General features: G+C 60.8%; 16 protein-coding genes. 7 read left to right on the forward strand and 9 right to left on the reverse strand.

Annotated elements, in window-relative coordinates:
- The first annotated feature begins 5 nt into the window (after positions 1–5).
- Together ACMUVN_RS03370 and ACMUVN_RS03375 are read left to right on the forward strand one after the other, a co-directional pair.
- Positions 6–371, forward strand: a complete 366-nt coding sequence (locus ACMUVN_RS03370) for a cytochrome C oxidase subunit IV family protein (RefSeq protein WP_063475152.1) — start codon at positions 6–8, stop codon at positions 369–371.
- Positions 372–414: 43 nt separating this feature from the next.
- Positions 415–1,107, forward strand: a complete 693-nt coding sequence (locus tag ACMUVN_RS03375; RefSeq protein ID WP_132572331.1) for a substrate-binding domain-containing protein — start codon at positions 415–417, stop codon at positions 1,105–1,107.
- 60 nt (positions 1,108–1,167) lie between these two features.
- Here ACMUVN_RS03375 and ACMUVN_RS03380 read toward each other — a convergent pair whose 3' ends face one another.
- Positions 1,168–2,205: an AraC family transcriptional regulator gene (locus ACMUVN_RS03380; RefSeq protein ID WP_132572328.1), complete on the reverse strand. Its 1,038-nt coding sequence runs from the start codon at positions 2,203–2,205 to the stop codon at positions 1,168–1,170.
- A 122-nt stretch (positions 2,206–2,327) separates the two neighbouring features.
- On the opposite strand from ACMUVN_RS03380, the gene ACMUVN_RS03385 reads away from it, so the two are divergent.
- The 5 genes from ACMUVN_RS03385 (at position 2,328) to ACMUVN_RS03405 (ending at position 7,729) form a co-directional block, all read left to right on the forward strand.
- Positions 2,328–3,779, forward strand: coding sequence for an APC family permease (locus ACMUVN_RS03385; protein ID WP_132572325.1), 1,452 nt, complete (start codon positions 2,328–2,330; stop codon positions 3,777–3,779).
- Positions 3,776–3,949 carry a hypothetical protein gene (locus tag ACMUVN_RS03390; RefSeq protein WP_165932204.1) on the forward strand — a complete coding sequence of 58 codons (174 nt, stop codon included), beginning with the start codon at positions 3,776–3,778 and terminating at the stop codon, positions 3,947–3,949. The genes ACMUVN_RS03385 and ACMUVN_RS03390 overlap by 4 nt, the downstream gene beginning before the upstream one ends.
- 93 nt (positions 3,950–4,042) lie before the next feature.
- The gene (locus tag ACMUVN_RS03395) at positions 4,043–6,031 is read left to right on the forward strand and encodes a primary-amine oxidase (RefSeq protein ID WP_414814875.1); all 1,989 of its coding nucleotides are present in this window, start codon (positions 4,043–4,045) and stop codon (positions 6,029–6,031) included.
- Between the two features lie 97 nt (positions 6,032–6,128).
- Entirely contained in the window at positions 6,129–6,725 is a 597-nt protein-coding gene (locus tag ACMUVN_RS03400; protein WP_063475148.1) for a dienelactone hydrolase family protein, read from the forward strand.
- Positions 6,726–6,991: 266 nt separating this feature from the next.
- Entirely contained in the window at positions 6,992–7,729 is a 738-nt protein-coding gene (locus ACMUVN_RS03405) for an SDR family oxidoreductase (RefSeq protein WP_063475147.1), read from the forward strand.
- A 150-nt stretch (positions 7,730–7,879) separates the two neighbouring features.
- Here the strand turns inward: ACMUVN_RS03405 and ACMUVN_RS03410 are convergent, their stop codons facing one another.
- From ACMUVN_RS03410 to msuE, 8 genes are all read right to left on the reverse strand, one after another.
- A complete protein-coding gene (locus ACMUVN_RS03410) occupies positions 7,880–9,118 on the reverse strand; it encodes an SfnB family sulfur acquisition oxidoreductase (RefSeq protein ID WP_132572319.1) in 1,239 nt (412 codons plus the stop codon).
- Positions 9,119–9,155: 37 nt separating this feature from the next.
- On the reverse strand, positions 9,156–9,935 hold the full coding sequence (locus tag ACMUVN_RS03415) for an ABC transporter ATP-binding protein (protein WP_132572316.1): 780 nt from the start codon (positions 9,933–9,935) through the stop codon (positions 9,156–9,158).
- A 108-nt stretch (positions 9,936–10,043) separates the two neighbouring features.
- Positions 10,044–11,387 carry an ABC transporter substrate-binding protein gene (locus ACMUVN_RS03420; protein WP_132572313.1) on the reverse strand — a complete coding sequence of 448 codons (1,344 nt, stop codon included), beginning with the start codon at positions 11,385–11,387 and terminating at the stop codon, positions 10,044–10,046.
- A gap of 69 nt (positions 11,388–11,456) precedes the next feature.
- Entirely contained in the window at positions 11,457–12,503 is a 1,047-nt protein-coding gene (locus ACMUVN_RS03425) for a branched-chain amino acid ABC transporter permease (protein ID WP_132572310.1), read from the reverse strand.
- A 3-nt stretch (positions 12,504–12,506) separates the two neighbouring features.
- Positions 12,507–13,403, reverse strand: a complete 897-nt coding sequence (locus tag ACMUVN_RS03430; protein WP_063475142.1) for a branched-chain amino acid ABC transporter permease — start codon at positions 13,401–13,403, stop codon at positions 12,507–12,509.
- Positions 13,403–14,314: an ABC transporter ATP-binding protein gene (locus ACMUVN_RS03435; protein ID WP_132572307.1), complete on the reverse strand. Its 912-nt coding sequence runs from the start codon at positions 14,312–14,314 to the stop codon at positions 13,403–13,405. The genes ACMUVN_RS03430 and ACMUVN_RS03435 overlap by 1 nt, the downstream gene beginning before the upstream one ends.
- A 112-nt stretch (positions 14,315–14,426) precedes the next feature.
- A complete protein-coding gene (sfnG, locus tag ACMUVN_RS03440) occupies positions 14,427–15,536 on the reverse strand; it encodes a dimethylsulfone monooxygenase SfnG (RefSeq protein WP_063475140.1) in 1,110 nt (369 codons plus the stop codon).
- A gap of 28 nt (positions 15,537–15,564) precedes the next feature.
- Entirely contained in the window at positions 15,565–16,149 is a 585-nt protein-coding gene (gene msuE, locus ACMUVN_RS03445) for an FMN reductase (protein WP_127430298.1), read from the reverse strand.
- Positions 16,150–16,161 lie beyond the last annotated feature (12 nt).

Below are 16,161 nucleotides of genomic sequence, written 5' to 3' on the forward strand. Positions count from 1 at the left end.
TCGTCATGAGCGAGACAACGGCGCATGCACAAGTCCAAACGGCGCATGCACAGGCACACAGCGGACAGCAGCACCCGATCGGGCTCTATTTCTTCGTCTGGGGCCTGCTCTTCGTGCTCAGCGCGGCGTCCTACATGGTCGATTATCTTGGCGTCCAGAGCTACCTCAGGTGGACCCTGATCCTGGTGTTCATGATGCTGAAGGCCGGATTGATCGTCGCCGTCTTCATGCACATGGCCTGGGAACGGCTGGCGCTGGTCTACGCCATCCTGCTGCCGCCGCTGCTGGTGCTGGTTTTTGTCGCGTTGATGGTTTCGGAAGCGGACTATACGATCTTCACGCGGCTGGCGTTTTTTGGGGCGGGGCCGTAGGGTCTGCTGGACAAGATCGTTAGATCAGAGGCGGAGTTCTGATATGACTCGGGAAGTCCGTCTTTTTGGCGCTATTGCGGTTCGACCCGCCGTCCTTGCTCTCATATCCCGGTACGAAACGGCCACAGCGCACAGAGTTGCGCTCAAGTGGGAGCTCAATCCTGTCGTCAAGAAGCAGATCGAAGCTGGCGAACCCTTCGACCTCGTCATCACCAATCCGAATCTGGTTCAGGATCTGGCAGCCCTGGGAAAAGTCAAGGCGGGGAGTGAGGTCGCGTTCGGCCGGATCGCAATGGGTATGGCGACCAAGGCAGGCAGCCGGCCGCTCGACATCGGGTCCGTGGAAGCGTTCAAACACGCGTTGAAGAGCGCCGGATCGATCGCCTACGCCAGTGACGGAACCAGTGGCGGCTATTTCTCCGGTCTGTTGGAACGCCTGGGAATAGCCGATGAGGTGAAGCCCAAGCTGGTGACCATATCCGGAGGGCAGACGGCGGCGGCCGTCGGTCGTGGGGAAGCCGAGCTGGGCGTCGTTCCCGTGACGTCGATCCTCGCCGCCGCTCCCGAGGTCATGCTTGTCGGCCCGTTTCCGGCAGAACTCCAAAGTTATATCGACTTCGCCATCGGCATCAGCGCCGATGCAACGGACGCGGAAGCCACGAGGCAATTGTCGGAATTTCTGACGTCGACAGCCGTTGACGACCTCCTGGCGGCAAAGGGCGTTGAGCGCTGCTGAAAACTCCTTGATAAGCAGCGGTGAGGCGAACAGGCAATCTCCGTTGCCGTACATCCTCGTTTAACCGATCGAAGGTGGGTGGTTCCCTTTCTTCTCCCAGGACCGCAGCGCACGCCAGAGCACCGTATTGTCTGCATAACCCAGCACACGCGCCACCTCGGACATCGGTGCGGCATGTCGGTCGCCGAGATAATGGGCGGCGAGTGTCTGGCGGTGTTGGCGAACGAGATCGCGAAGTGACACGCCTTCCTCCGACAGCCGGCGCTGCAGGCTTCGCGGCGACATCTTCAGTTCGGCGGCGAGGATTGCGACCGTGATCGGTTTGCGGCCAAGATAGATGCCGATCAGGGCCTGGACCTTTTCCTTGACAGCTTCGCCGGCCGCCGGCTCGTTGACCAGATCGCCGATGTGCCGCTCCAGGATTTCGATCAGGCTTTTGTCTTCCGAGCGGTGGACACGATCGGCATCCGCCTTGTTCATGACGATGCGGTTGCCGGATTGGCCGAACAGGATGGGCGCGCCATAGATGCGTTCCAGCACGCCGGCATCGCGTGGGGCGTGATGTTCGAGCTGGATTTCGATCGGTCGCCAGCCTCGGCGGAAGCACGAACGGACGAGCTGACAGGAGGCGGCAATCGTGAATTCGCTGTCCTGCCGGCGCGGCCACATGCTGGGGTCGACGATCCGGTAGCTCCAGACAAAATCGCCATTCTCCTCGAATACGCCGGAACTGGTCGCGCCCTGCAACGCGTTCACATATTTGGACAGCCGTTCGAAAGCGCTGCGAATGTTCGGCGAGAGCGCGAAGAGCATGCCGATGGGGCCGAGATCGGCGGGCCTGAAACCGGTGGCCATGCGGGCTCCGAGTGCCGGTTCGCCTGTTATCGTCGCGGCATCCTCGAACAGCGCGACATAACGCGCCATGGGCAGGACAGCGTAGGGATCTTCCAGTTGCGAGCGCAGAATGCCGTGCGAAGCCAGAAGAAGGTCGGTTTTCCCGGATCTTTTATCGATTTGTTGCACCAGCGGGATCAAGACAGAGGCTCGAATTGAAGCAACTGCGGGCATCCGGCTGATCAAATGCGGTGCAACTGCCATTTTCAGCGTCTCCGGTGACCGTCGTGGCGCGAATTATCGATTCATTGGCATAAACTGCAATTTCGAGGCCAGATCGCCGCGCTTACCCTCTTGGCAACAAACAGGCAAAGAGGGGTTTCTCCATGACATTGGAAGCAAGCATGCCCGCACCATCATCGCCGGAGCGTCGTCTGGCCAAGGACTCGGTGGGGCTTGCCCATATCGTGTTCTTCGTCGTTGCCGCGGCCGCGCCGCTCACGGCCGTCGTCGGCGCTTCACCGGCCGCCTTTGCCTTTGGCAATGGCGCAGGTGTTCCCGGCGCTTTCGTGCTCGCCGGCCTGCTTTACCTGCTCTTCTCGGTCGGCTTCACCGCCATGAGCCGGCATGTGGGCGGCGCGGGGGCCTTCTACACCTATATCACCCATGGCATCGGCAAGCCGGCTGGCGTGGGTGGCGCCTTCATGGCGCTGGTCACCTATAGCGCGGTTCAGATCGCCATCTATGGCCTGTTCGGCTTCTTCGTGGCCAACGCCATAGCGCCGCTTGGGCTGGTCCTGCCGTGGTGGGCCTGGGCCTTCGCGGCACTCGTCGTCGTGCTGGTCTGCGGTCAACGCAACATCGCCTTCTCAGGCGCGATCCTTGGCGTCTGCATGATCGCCGAAATCGCCATATTGCTGGTTCTCGATCTTGCCATCGTCTTTTCAGGCGGCGGACCAGAAGGCATCACCTTTTCCTCCTTCGCGCCATCGTCGGTCTTTACATCAGGTCTTGGTGTGGCGCTGGTCTTCGTCATCGGTTCCTTCATCGGCTTCGAAGCGACGGCCATTTTCGGCGAGGAAGCCGAAAATCCGGAGAAGACCATCCCCCGCGCCACCTATGTTGCGGTGCTGCTCATCACCCTGTTCTACGCCTTCTCCACCTGGGCCATCGTGCAATTCTACGGTCCGGGCAATGTGCAGGCCTCCGCTGCTGCCGGCCTCGACAGTTTCTACTTCGCTGCCGCCAATTCCGTGCTCGGCGCATGGTCGAGCCAGGTTATGAACGTGCTGCTGATCACCAGCCTGTTTGCCTGCATCCTTTCCTTCCACAATACGCTCAACCGCTATTTCTTCGCCCTTGGCCGGGAAGGGCTGGCCGTCAAGGTGCTTGGCAAGGTTCACGCCAAGCATGGCTCACCCTATGCCGCAGGCCTGTTGCAAAGTCTGATCGCGGCCGTCGTTCTTGCCCTGTTCGTCATCTTCGGCGCCGATCCCTACACCGTCGTGTTCTCGTGGATGGCGGCGCTTGCAGGGATCGGTATCCTGCTGGTGCAGGTGCTGGTCTCCGTCGCAATCGTCATGTTCTTCCGCAAGACGCCGAACAGCTACAGCGCCTGGACCACGATGATCGCTCCGGCGCTGGCGCTGCTCGGCCTGATGGGTTCGCTGGTGCTGGTCAGTTCCAATCTTTCCCTGCTTTCCGGCAGCGAAAGCCCGATCGTCAAGGCTTTCCCCTATGCGATGGTACTGGTGGGCATTCTCGGTGCGCTTTTTGCGATCCAGGTCAAGAAGTCCAAGCCCGCTCTCTACGCCTCACTCGGAAAGGTCTTCGAATGAGTGCCATTGCCGAACTTGCACCCGTCGATCGCTTTCTGGCTCTCGCGAGCGCGATCCTTACCGGCGCGACTTTGCTGGTTGCCTTTGAGGCGCATGTCTTCTGCTCGGTGTTTTGCATTCACGCAGAGGCAATGACGATCGAGACGCAGATCTGCTCCGGTCGATCCTGATCACCGCACAGCTTGCGACGCGCGATGGTGCGTCGTCTTTCCGGAAGCCAAGAGGCCCAAAATCAAAGAGGCCCAAATCAAAGAGGTATGTCCATGGACGCCGTTGTCGCAGTCACCCATCCGCTCGATCCCCTGAGCCTGGCCGAGATCGCTTCTGCCGTTGCCATCCTCAAGGATACGCAGAAACTCGCGGCCACCTTCCGCTTTCCGATAACCCGGCTGGAGGAGCCGACCAAGACGGATCTTGCCACTTATCGCTTGGGCAACAGTCTGCCGCGTCTCGCCTTCATTCTGGCCATGGATATCAGCAACGGCGAGACCTTCGAGGGTATCGTCGATCTGACCGCCGGCAAAGTGTCCTCCTATTCAAGACTGCCCCTTGACGAACTGCCCTATGGCCAGCCGCCGGTCATGCTGTGCGAATTCGAAACCGTTGAGGGCACCGTCAAATCCGATCCGCGCTGGATCGCTGCCGTCAAGAAGCGCGGCATTACCGACGAGGATATTCCGCTCATCCAGATCGATCCTTTTTCCTCGGGTTATTTTGGCCGCGAATTCGAGAAGGGAAAGCGCATCGTCCGCGCCGTGTCCTATTGGCGCGAGGATATCCGCGACAACGGCTATGCGCATCCGATCGAGGGTGTGGTGGCGGTGGTCGACCTGGTCACCAACCGAGTGGTCGATCTCGTCGACGATGAAAAGATCATTCCGGTTCCACGGAAGAAGCGCAATTATGGCCGCGAAACCTTCCCGGAACTCCGGCCCGATCTCAAGCCGCTGCATATCGTTCAGCCGCACGGGGCGAGCTTTGCTGTCGACGGCTGGAAAGTCGAATGGCAGAACTGGAGTTTCCGTGTCGGTTTCACCCCGCGCGAAGGCCTCGTTCTGCATGAACTCGGCATCAAGGATCAGGGCAGGCTGCGGCCCGTCGTCTTTCGCGCCAGCGTCACCGAAATGGTCGTTCCCTATGCCGATCCGACCGCGAACCATTATTGGAAGAGCGCTTTCGATGCCGGCGAATATGGCCTCGGGCGCCTGGCCAATTGCCTCGAACTCGGCTGCGACTGCCTCGGCCATATTCACTATTTCGACGTGCCGGCGGCCGATGATTTCGGCCAGCCTTTCATCATGAAGAACGCCATCTGCATGCATGAGGAGGATTACGGAATCCTCTGGAAGCATTACGAATTTCGCAACGGTATTTTCGAAGTGCGCCGCTCCCGCCGCCTCGTCATCTCGTTCTTCGCAACCGTCGGCAATTATGATTACGGCTTCTACTGGTATCTCTACCAGGACGGCACGATCCAGCTCGAAGCCAAGCTTACCGGCATCATCCAGACGGCGGCAGTCGCGACCGGCGAAACCTATCCGTGGGGCGGCATGGTCGATGACAATCTCGGCGGTCCGACCCACCAGCATTTCTTCAATGCGCGCCTGCATATGGATGTCGATGGCGGTGGTAATACTGTGACCGAGCATGAGTTCGTGCCGCGTCCCTGGGGTGAGGACAATCCCTATGGCAATGTCTTCGATACCAGGACTCGCGTGTTGAAGCGCGAACTCGATTCGCCTGCACTCGCCAATGGCGAGACCGGCCGCTACTGGAAAGTCTCCAACCCCAACATGCAGAACAGCGTCGGCAAAACGCCGGGCTACAAGATCATCGTCATGCCGTCACCGGTCATGCTTGCCCAGCCGGATTCGACCGTTGCCCAGCGCGGCGGCTTCGCCAAGAAACACATCTGGATCACGGCCTTCGATGCCAGGGAGAAATATGCGAGCGGCGATTATCCGAACGTGCATGCCGGCGGCGACGGCCTGCCGGGTTATGTCAAGCAGAACCGCGAAATCGAGAATGCCGATATCGTGCTCTGGCATTCCTTCGGTCATACCCATGTCTGCAAGCCCGAGGATTTTCCGATCATGCCGGTGGAATATGCAGGCTTCACACTGAAACCGAACGGCTTTTTCGCATCCAACATCGCCATGGACCTGCCGCCTGGTGGAAACGAGGAGAGTGTCGACAATCGCCTGCAGCCTTCACCCGATGACAGCGGGAACGATTCCTGCTGCCACACCTAGAGTATGGGACTGGCCTGCGACTGACGCCTTCCCGACGAGGCGATGACCCGGTAGAGTTGCCGAATGTGCGCCCGATCATCCCATCCGGAGGCTTCGTATGGCTGAGGTCTTGTTATTCCACCACGCACAGGGGCTGACCCCGGGTGTGCATGCGTTCGCCGACGCTTTGAGGGCAGCCGGCCACATCGTGCATACGCCTGATCTGTTCGACGGGCGTACCTTCCCCAGCATCGAAGAAGGCCTCGCCTATATCGGTGAAATCGGATTCGACGCTGTCAGGGAGCGTGGCGTCCGCCTCGCCGACGAACTGCCGGTCGAGCTCGTCTATGGCGGGTTCTCATTCGGTGTGCTGCCGGCGCAGAAGCTGGCGCAGACGCGGCCTGGGGCCTGTGGGGCGCTCCTCTTCTACTCCTGCCTGCCGATCAGCGGCGAGTGGGCCTTCGGACCATGGCCGGATGGCGTCGCGGTGCAGATCCACGGTATGGACAACGACCCGATTTTCGCAGGCGAGGGCGATATCGACGCCGCCCGCGAGATTGTGGAAAAGGTCGAGAAGGCGGAGCTTTTCCTCTACCCCGGCGATCAGCACTACTTCGCCGACAGCTCGCTTCCATCCTACGACGCGGATGCGACCGCGCTCCTCACCAGCCGAGTGCTCGCGTTCCTGGACTCCTTGGACGACACGTCTGGATGAGGCTGGAGGGCAGGGATGCGGCTGAGCGCAGCAGTTCGGCACAGCCATCGTCGCCACTTGCCATCGAAGCAAAATCTGCCTTATAAAAATTCCGTCGAAAGAGTGCTGGTCGGATGGTAGCCCGGCCGTCGCCCATCGGGCGGCAACTCCTCCTTTCAGGGTAACCGCGACACCGCAGCCGGCTTGCCGGTCTCGCAGGTGTGTCCGCCGGGAACTCTGAAACCTTTGTCGGCGCACCTTCATGTCAACATAGAAGGACGTTCGACTTGAAACTGACGGACAACACCATTCTCATCACCGGCGGCGCAAGCGGCATCGGGCTGGCGCTTGCCAAGCAACTTTCCGAACGGAAAAATCGCGTCATCATCTGCGGCAGGAGCAGGGAGGCGCTGGACAGGGCGCAGGCGGCCGTGCCTGCTCTGATAACGCGGGTCTGCGACGTCACCGATCTCGACAATCGTGACAGCCTGTCGGGCTGGCTGGAAAACAACCATCCCGACCTCAACATGCTGATCAACAATGCCGGGGTGCAGTACGTCAGGCATTTCGACGATGATCAGGCCGTGGCCGATCTCGACCAGGAGATAGCCATCAACCTTGCCGCGCCGATCCAACTGATCGGCGAGCTGCTGCCGATGCTGAAGCGGCAACCCAGCGCCGTCATCGTCAACGTCACCTCGGGACTGGCGTTTACGCCGAAGGCCGACATTCCCGTCTATTGTGCGACCAAGGCCGCCCTCCATTCCTTCACGCTGTCGCTTCGTCACCAGTTGAAGGCGACGGGCGTGCGGGTGGTCGAGATGGTCCCACCGATGGTCGACACCAATCTCGGCGGTGGCGTGCGGGCAGCGAGTGCGGAGCGGCAATACATGATGTCGCCGGAGGAATTCGCCACGGACGCACTTGCCCAGTTGGAGAATGACCAGCACGAACTGCTGGTCGGCACCGCCGTCCACACGCGCAAGCATGGCGAAGCGATGTTCGAGCGGTTGAACGGCGGCTAACCTAAGACCGCTTATATTCCAGGGAGCAGATCAATCCGAAACGCCGCGGTCACTGGATGCTCTCGACATATAAGGATAGCAGGACAGTGGCGATGAGGTCCCTCTCGCCACTGAAATATTCTGAGTTTCGAAGTGCGAATGGCAGCCCTTTTAGCTCCAGGCGTGCAGCGGCGGCTTCTCTCCATTGAGGAAATACTTGCCGAGGATCGAGTATTTCCATCGTACCGGATCGTGCAGCGTATGCGTCCGGGCATTGCGCCAATGGCGGTCGAGATTGTGCTCGGCAAGCGTCGAGCGGGTGCCCGCCAGTTCGAACAGCTTGTTGGTCGCCTCGATAGCGATCTCGGTGGAGAGGATCTTGGCCTCGGCCGTGAAGACCTGGGCTTCCGCCACGGTATCGGCATTGGGATTGGCGACCGCCCGGTCGATTGCAAGTCCGGCTTTATCGAGCAGCGCCTGAGCCGCATGCAGCCTGAGCTGGAGTCCTCCGATCGCCTGGATCGTGTAAGGATCATCCCAGGCATGCTCGAGGCCGCTATCGACCCAGGCGCGGGATTTGGTGCGGACGAAATCGATCGTCTCCTTAATCGCTGCCGATGCGATGCCGGTATCGACGGCAACCTGGATGATTTGGAAGATGGCGCCGTCGGCCGTCGGTTTGTCATAGCCCTTGTAGCCGGGCACCAGCCACGCCTTGTCGACTTTGACATTGTCGAGGATGACGGTACCCGACAGCGTGGTTCGCTGGCCAAAGCTCGACCAGTCGTCGATGACAGTCAAACCCAGCGCATCGCGATCGGCGATCGCGTACCAGGCGCGGCCCTCGTCATCGAGCGCCACGATCGGCACCTTATGGGCAAGCAAGGCGCCGGACGAATAGAATTTCCGACCGTTCACGACGACGTGGTCGCCATGGTCGACAAACCTGGTTTCAAAATCGACCGCGCGTTTGGAGCCGAATTCCGAAAAGGCATTGCCGAAGCGGGTGCCCTTGAGGATTTCGCCGAACAACAGTTCCTGCTGCGCTTTGTCCGAAACCGTACGGATTGCCGCCACGACGCCGAGATGGTTCTGCGAGATCTGGCCGATCGATGAATCCGCCTCGGAGATGATCTCGACCACCTTTGCGAGCGTGACGTAGGAGACCTCCGGTCCGCCGAACGCCTTGGGCACATTGATCGACCAGAGCCCGCTCTGCGAGAAGGCATCCAGCTCTTCCGCCGGCCAGATCCGCTCGCGGTCACGATCTGCGGAACCCTTGACGAACTCTGCGGCGAGCCGGTGGGCGACCGCGACCGCTTCTGCATCGTCCTTGATGATATGCGCAGGTTTTTCCGGTCGTTTGACGCCGGGTACGGCAACCCTGTCTGTTTTGGCGATGACGTTCATTTCGGTCTCCCTTCTGAATGATGGATATGAGGATGGATCAGGCCGCCGGCCTGCCGTGGGCGAAGGCCGCGCCTTCCCCGAGATAAAAAGCTTTGATGTCGTCACGACTGCGCAATTCGGCGGCGGAACCCGACAGCACGGCGACACCGTTTTCGATGACGGTGGCGTGGTCGGCGTACTGAAGCGCCACCGTCGAATTCTGTTCGGCAACCAGGATGGAAAGCCCATCCTCCCGGTTCAGCGCCTTGAGCGAACGGAAGATGTCCTTGATTACCAGCGGCGCCAGACCCATCGACGGCTCGTCGAGAACAAGCAGCCGCGGTCGCGACATCAGCGCGCGGCCGATCGCCGTCATCTGCTGCTCGCCGCCTGAAGTAAGCCCTGCCGACGTACGGCGCTTCTCCTTGAGCCTGGGGAAAATGCCATAGATGCGATCGAGGTCGGCCGTGATCTCGCGCCTGGACGACGAGCGACCAAGGCCGCCGGAGATGAGATTTTCCTCGACCGACAGGCTCTTGAAGCAATGTCGCCCTTCGAGCACCTGTACCAGACCTGATCGAACCAGATTGGCGGGCTTCTCGCTGAGCACGTCGCGGCCTTCGAAACGGATCGTGCCTGACGTCACCTGGCCTCGTTCGGCCGGCAACAGGTTCGAGATGGCCTTCAGCGCCGTCGTCTTGCCCGCACCGTTCGATCCGAGAAGGGCAAGGATTTCTCCGCGCCGTAGCTGAAAGCTCACGCCGTTCAGGGCTTTGATCGTCTTGTTGTAGACGGCGTGCACGGAGTTGATATCAAGAAGGATCGTTTCGTCGGACATGTCGTTCGTTCCAAAACCAATCAGCGAGAGAGGCCCGGCGCAGGCAAACCGATCTGCCGCACCGGGTTATGGGATGAGGGATGGCGGCTTGCGCCATCCCTCACATCGTCAGTTCGTGGTCACGGTGCCTTCGGCATCGGCCGCTGTGCGCAGCTTGATGCCCTTTTCCTTGGCGTAGGCTTCCGAGGATTTTTCGATGATCGGACGCAGCAGCTTCCAGTCCGGCGCGATCCAGTCGGAGACGACGTTCCACTTCTTGCCGTCCCATTGCTGGAAGGTCACATAGCCATCGCCTTCGTGGTTGTCCCAGGAGACGTTGATGGAGTGGAACAGGTCCTTGGCGCCCAGTGCTGCGACCTTGGCCTCATCGAGCTTCAGGTGCTCGAAGCCCCAGCGCACTTCGTCGCCGGTCAGCGTACGCTTGCCGAATTTTTCCTGTGCGGTGCGGATCGCTTCGACATTCAGGATGCCATTGACGATGCCGAGGTTGTGGTAGACCGAGCCGATGCGCTTCTTATCTTCGAGATTACCCTTGCCTTGATCGTAGAGCGTCTTCACGATCTCCTGCAGGACAGGATACTGCTGGCCTGAAGCCTGGGTGGTGATCGCGGTATAGCCGACCGCCGCCTCGCCTGCGGGGATCACGTCTTCTTCCGAATTCGACCAGACATTGCCGACGATCTTGGAGGCGGGGAAGCCGACCTTGGCCGCGGTCTTCAACGCCACCGGGTTCATCACGCCCCAGCCGCGCAGGACGACGTAATCCGGCTTGGCACGACGGATCGTCAACCACTGCGACTGCTGCTCGTTGCCGGGATGCGGCACCTCGATTTGCTGAACCGTGAAGCCATACTTCTCGGCCAACAAGTCATAGATCGGAATGGTTTCCTTGCCATAGGGCGAGCCGTGATAGAGCACGACGATTTTCTTGCCCTTGAGCTTGTCGAGACCACCTTCCCTAGAGGCAAGGTAGTTCACGATACCCGACGTTTCCGAATAGGGGTTGAGAAGCAGCGGGAAGACGTAGGGGAAGACGCGCCCGTCGGTGGAGTCGGTACGGCCATGGTTCACGGTGATCAGCGGCACCTTGTCATTGGTGATGCGGTCGATCATGGCATAGGCGATGCCGACCGAAAGCGGGTTCCAGGCTGCCGCGTTCGGATGGCTTTTCTGGCGCTCGTAGCATTCGACGCCGCGCTCGACCTCATACTGGGTTTCGCATTCGTCCCATGTGAGCTTGACGCCGTTCACGCCGCCGTCGCGGGTGTTGATCAGATTCAGGTAGTCGATGAAGCCACCAAAGAAACCGGTGCCGCCGGCGGCATAAGGCCCGACGCGATAGCTCTGCAGCGGGAAATATTGTTCATCGGCATGGGCCGGCGCCAAGCCGACCCCACCGATGATGGCGAGCGCTGCGACCGCCGCCTTGACTGTGGTTTTCAGATTTTTCATTGGACATACTCCCTCTGTTGACCGGCTATGCCGGTGTTCCAATGCGTTCAAAGATGATGATGTGGCAGCTCAGCCGACGGGTTCTGGCGTGCTGGGCCTGAACCGTCCGGTCAGCCGCCTTCCGAGCGCCGCGAGCCCATCGGGTTCGAGTATCAGGAAGACGATGATGAGTGTGCCGATGACGATGCGCTGGCTCATGTCGAGCACGCCTGAATCGAACAGATCGCCGAGGAGGAACGATCCGACCCGCGACAGTACGACAGGAAAGACCACCATCAACGCCGCGCCCAGGAAGGCGCCGCGGATCGTCGCCAGCCCGCCGATGATGATGATGAACAGGATCTGGAACGAACGGTCGAGATTGAAGCCGGCCGGCTCCACTGTGCGCAGATAGGCAAAGGCCCAGAGCGCGCCAGCGATCCCGATGATGAAGGAGGAAAGCGCGAAGGCGAGCAGCTTGGTGCGCAGCACCGGCACGCCGATGATCCTGGCCGCCGTCTCATTGTCGCGAATGGCGATGAAGTTGCGTCCGGTCTGGGAGGATGCGATACGCCAGGCGAAGAAAGTCAGCACCGTGACGACGATCAGCGAGAAATAGTAGCGCCCAGTCGAACTGTCGAAATCGATGCCGGCAATAGTGAGTTTCGGCGCGTCGATCACGCCCGACGGATTGTCGTTTGAGAACCAGCCGAACTTGGTCAGTGCCCACTGCACGAAGAACTGTGCTGCAAGCGTGGAAACCGCGAGATAGAAGCCGCGCAGCCGCAGGCTTGGCAGGCCGAAGACGATGCCGACCGCAGCCGTAATACCGCCGGCGAGCGCGATGGAGACGAGAAGCGGCAGGCCTTCGACACGCAGATTGAAATTGAAGGCGGCAAAGGCGCCGACGGCCATGAAGGCAGCACTGCCGAGCGATACCTGCCCGGCATAGCCGGTGAGCAGGTTGAGGCCGACGCCGGCCAGCGACAATGCCAGGAACGGCAGCAGCAGCGCTTCGATGAGATAGCTCGAGCCGATGAAGGGCACGACGGCGAAGGCGATGATGAGGATGGCAAGCGGCGCGATCCAGCCTGGAAGTTTTGCCGAAACGACGGGTTGGGAGGTGATGGCAGCCATGGCTCAGACCCTTTCCACAAGCTTCTGGCCGAACAGGCCGGAGGGGCGGATGAGCAGGAAGACCAGCGCGATCGCATAGGCGAACCAGCCCTCGATGCCGCCGCCAAAATATTCGCCGATATAGACTTCGGCGAGCTTTTCCGAGGCGCCGATCAGCAGGCCGCCGATGATGGCGCCGGCGATAGAATCGAAACCGCCGAGCACCAGCACTGGCAGAGCCTTCAGCACCACGAGCGAGAGTGAGAATTGTACCCCGCTGCGCGCGCCCCAGAGAAGGCCTGCGACCAGTGCGACGAGGCCCGAGGTTGCCCAGACGGTGGCCCAGATGCGCGGCAGGCGAAGTCCGACGGCGAGTGCCGCAAACTGGTCGTCCGCCACCGCGCGGAAGGTCAGGCCGACCCGGGTATAGCGAAAGAAGAGCGTCAGTCCGATGACCATCAAGGCTGCGACGGCCGAGGCGAAGAGATCGAACTGCGAGATGAAGACTCCGTAAAATTCGAAAGGCACATCCTCGATACCAAGCTCCAGGGCATGGACCTGCGTGCCCCAGAGAAGCTGGGCAGCACCCTCGATGATGTAGGAAAGCCCGAGCGTCGCCATGAACAGCGTGATCGGCGGCTTGTTGACGAGCGGTCGGAGCACCGCGCGTTCGATGCCGATGCCCAGCAGCACCATGATGGCGAAGGTAAGGGCAAGCGCCAGATAGAAAGGCACTCCGCGCTCGACCAGCGAGACGAAGGTGAGGGCGGCAAACAGGAGCAGCGCCCCTTGCGCGAAATTCAAGACGCCCGAGGTCTTGTAGATCAGCACGAAACCGATCGCGACGAGCGAGTACATGACGCCGGAGAGCAGTCCGCCAGTCAGCACCTCGAGGAAGAAGAGATAGTCGAAGCTTTCCATTACGCGTCCGCCTCTTCCTGGTCCTCGCGGGTAACGCCAAGATAGGCGTCGATGACGGCTTGGTCGGCGAGCACTTCGGCCGGGGTGCCGTCGGCGATCTTGCGGCCGTAGTCGAGCACGGCGATCCGGTCTGAAAGCCCCATGACCACGCCGATATCGTGTTCGATGAGGATAATCGTCGTGCCGTAACCCTCCCGCGCGGCGCGGACGAAGCCTGCCATTTCCTGCTTTTCGGTGGCGGTCATGCCGGCCATCGGCTCGTCGAGCAGCAGGATCTGCGGATCGGGCACTAGCGCCCGGGCAAGTTCGACGCGCTTCTGCAGGCCATAGGGGAGCGAGCCGGCAAGCCGGTCATGCACATGGCCGAGATGCAGGAAGTCGATGACTTGCCGTGCCCGTTCACGCGCCTCGCGCTCCTCGCGGCGCGCGCGGGGCGAGCCGAGCGCCTGGCCGATGAAGGTCGAGCGGCGCTGGAATGTCAGGCCGGTCATGACGTTTTCGAGAACCGTCAGCCCTTTGAATAGTGCAAGATTCTGGAAGGTGCGGGCGATGCCGAGCCGCGCGGCTTTCTGCGCCGGCACCTGCGCATAGGTCTTGCCATTGAGGCTGACATGGCCGACATCCGGCCGGTATTGCCCTGAAATCACGTTGATCAGCGAACTCTTGCCGGCGCCGTTAGGGCCGATGATCGCGCGGATCTCGCCCGGCTGGACCGCAAGATCGACATTCGAGATCGCCGTGACGCCGCCGAAGGAGAGCGTGATGCCCGCGAGCGCCAATATGGGCGGGTGGCTCAGCGCATTGCTGTCGGCAGTCGCCACGCTACGGCTCGATTGACCGGACACCGGCAGCGGGGAATATTCCCTCACCGTAGAAGTCTCATCGAGTGCCGTGTAATGCGCATTCACCATCGTCTGCTCCGTTATGCGCAGAAATCCGCAGGCCCAGCCTGAAGACGCGCGCCACCATCCGGCTCCCCTGGAATGGGGAGCCGTTCGCTTTTTCAGTTTGTGAAGGAAGCCGTTATTCGGCGGCTTCCAGCCGCTGGTCTTCGATCGCTTCCAGTTCGCGGACGATCGGCAGGACGTGCTTGCCGAAATATTCCACCTCTTCCTGGAAATGCAGGAAGCCGAGCAGAATGAGGTCCGCGCCGGCCCGCTTGTGACCGATGATGCGTTCGGCCACCTGCTCCGGCGTGCCGATCAGGTTCGAACGGAAACCGTCGTTGTATTGCACCAGATCCTGGAAGGTTGATTTCGCCCAGTTGCCTTCGCGCTCCGGCGAGGAATTCCCGGCATTCTGAACCTCGTGGTGGAAACCCTTGACCGCCTCGGGAATGGCCTTGTCGAGGATCTCCTGGAGGACCTCCTGCGCTTCCTTCTCCGAGGAGCGGACGATGCCGAAAGCATTCATGCCGATCTTCGTGCGCCAGGTCTTGCCGAAAGCCTTTTCCTTGGTGCGGATGTCATCCACCTGGGCCTTCAGACCTTCCGGCGTGTTGCCGTTGGTGAAGTACCAGTCGGACACGCGGGCCGCCATGTCACGAGCCGCGCGCGAGGAACCGCCCTGGAATACCTGCGGAACGCCGCCGATCGGCTTCGGCTTCATCGAATAATCCGTGAAGCGATAGAAATCGCCGCGCAGGTTATAGACGTCTTCCGTCCAGATGCCGCGGATCGCACGGATGAACTCCTCGGAGCGACGATAGCGTTCGTCATGGTCCAGCCAGGGCTCGCCGATGGCGGCGAACTCGCCGCGGAACCAGCCGGAGACGATGTTGACGTCGACGCGGCCGTTGGTGAGGTGGCTGATGGTGGCGATCTGCTTGGCAAGCAGCGCCGGGTTCCACGGTCCGGGCAAGACGGCGGCAATGACGCGAAGCTTCTCGGTGGCTGCAAGAAGTGCGTGGGAAAAGGAGACCGACTCGTGCTGGTTGTCGGCGCCATATCCGGCCGTGAAGCGAATCTGGCTCAGGGCAAACTCAAAACCCGACTGTTCGGCGATCTGGGCGAGCTTGCGGTTGTAGTCGATACCCCAATCGGTGCGTTGTTCGACCGAACTGATAACCAGGCCGCCCGACACGTTCGGCACCCAGTAGGCAAATTTCAAGGGTTCTTTCTTCGATTGTGACATCGGTCTCTCCGTGCTTATTCGTAATTTGTCAGGCGCTTAGCCGCGATTGTTCTTCGGCGCGGGCTAAGGCGAGCATCCTGGCGTGCGGAACGATCAGTTCCAGTTCCCGCACGGCCGCTCTGATCCGTTTCTGGATGTCTGAACTTGCAATGGCGTATGAGTCGAATTCGCTCTCAAGCGCGTAGACCGATGTTGGCAGCGGCAGCGCTTTGAAGAAGCTGAACAGGGGCCGGAGCTGATGGTCGATCATCAGGCCGTGCAACGGCGTTCCGCCCGTTGCGGCGAGGATCACCGGTTTGCCGACCAGCGCCTCATAGTGAACTAGGTCGAACAGGTGCTTGAACGCCCCGCTATATGAAGCGCGATAAACCGGGGAGCCGACGATGAGGACATCCGCGCGCTCAACCGTGCGCACGATCTCCGCGCCTTCCTCACCCAGTTGGTCAGCCCGCAAGGCTCGAAACAGCACCGGTGCAGACACAGCCAGGTCAATGTGCCGTCCAGGGATGCCAAGTTCAGACTCGATGCGCCGAAGGATGGACGCGACCAGCGCCGATGTGCGGGATGGCGCCTTTACATTTCCTGATATTCCGACGATGCGCAGTTCTTGCATGGGGATCCTCCA

Origin of the sequence: Rhizobium sp. IY2 (assembly GCF_047532935.1) — a bacterium.
Lineage (GTDB): Bacteria > Pseudomonadota > Alphaproteobacteria > Rhizobiales > Rhizobiaceae > Rhizobium > Rhizobium anhuiense.

Bases quoted from the DNA above. Each gene is read 5' to 3' on its own strand.
- ACMUVN_RS03430 (WP_063475142.1), bottom strand. From the start codon at position 13,403: ATGGAAAGCTTCGACTATCTCTTCTTCCTCGAGGTGCTGACTGGCGGA.
- msuE (WP_127430298.1), bottom strand. From the start codon at position 16,149: ATGCAAGAACTGCGCATCGTCGGAATATCAGGAAATGTAAAGGCGCCA.
- ACMUVN_RS03375 (WP_132572331.1), top strand. From the start codon at position 415: ATGACTCGGGAAGTCCGTCTTTTTGGCGCTATTGCGGTTCGACCCGCC.
- ACMUVN_RS03410 (WP_132572319.1), bottom strand. From the start codon at position 9,118: ATGAACGTCATCGCCAAAACAGACAGGGTTGCCGTACCCGGCGTCAAA.
- ACMUVN_RS03415 (WP_132572316.1), bottom strand. From the start codon at position 9,935: ATGTCCGACGAAACGATCCTTCTTGATATCAACTCCGTGCACGCCGTC.
- ACMUVN_RS03385 (WP_132572325.1), top strand. From the start codon at position 2,328: ATGACATTGGAAGCAAGCATGCCCGCACCATCATCGCCGGAGCGTCGT.
- ACMUVN_RS03400 (WP_063475148.1), top strand. From the start codon at position 6,129: ATGGCTGAGGTCTTGTTATTCCACCACGCACAGGGGCTGACCCCGGGT.
- ACMUVN_RS03370 (WP_063475152.1), top strand. From the start codon at position 6: ATGAGCGAGACAACGGCGCATGCACAAGTCCAAACGGCGCATGCACAG.
- ACMUVN_RS03435 (WP_132572307.1), bottom strand. From the start codon at position 14,314: ATGGTGAATGCGCATTACACGGCACTCGATGAGACTTCTACGGTGAGG.
- sfnG (WP_063475140.1), bottom strand. From the start codon at position 15,536: ATGTCACAATCGAAGAAAGAACCCTTGAAATTTGCCTACTGGGTGCCG.
- ACMUVN_RS03390 (WP_165932204.1), top strand. From the start codon at position 3,776: ATGAGTGCCATTGCCGAACTTGCACCCGTCGATCGCTTTCTGGCTCTC.
- ACMUVN_RS03425 (WP_132572310.1), bottom strand. From the start codon at position 12,503: ATGGCTGCCATCACCTCCCAACCCGTCGTTTCGGCAAAACTTCCAGGC.
- ACMUVN_RS03395 (WP_414814875.1), top strand. From the start codon at position 4,043: ATGGACGCCGTTGTCGCAGTCACCCATCCGCTCGATCCCCTGAGCCTG.
- ACMUVN_RS03420 (WP_132572313.1), bottom strand. From the start codon at position 11,387: ATGAAAAATCTGAAAACCACAGTCAAGGCGGCGGTCGCAGCGCTCGCC.
- ACMUVN_RS03380 (WP_132572328.1), bottom strand. From the start codon at position 2,205: ATGGCAGTTGCACCGCATTTGATCAGCCGGATGCCCGCAGTTGCTTCA.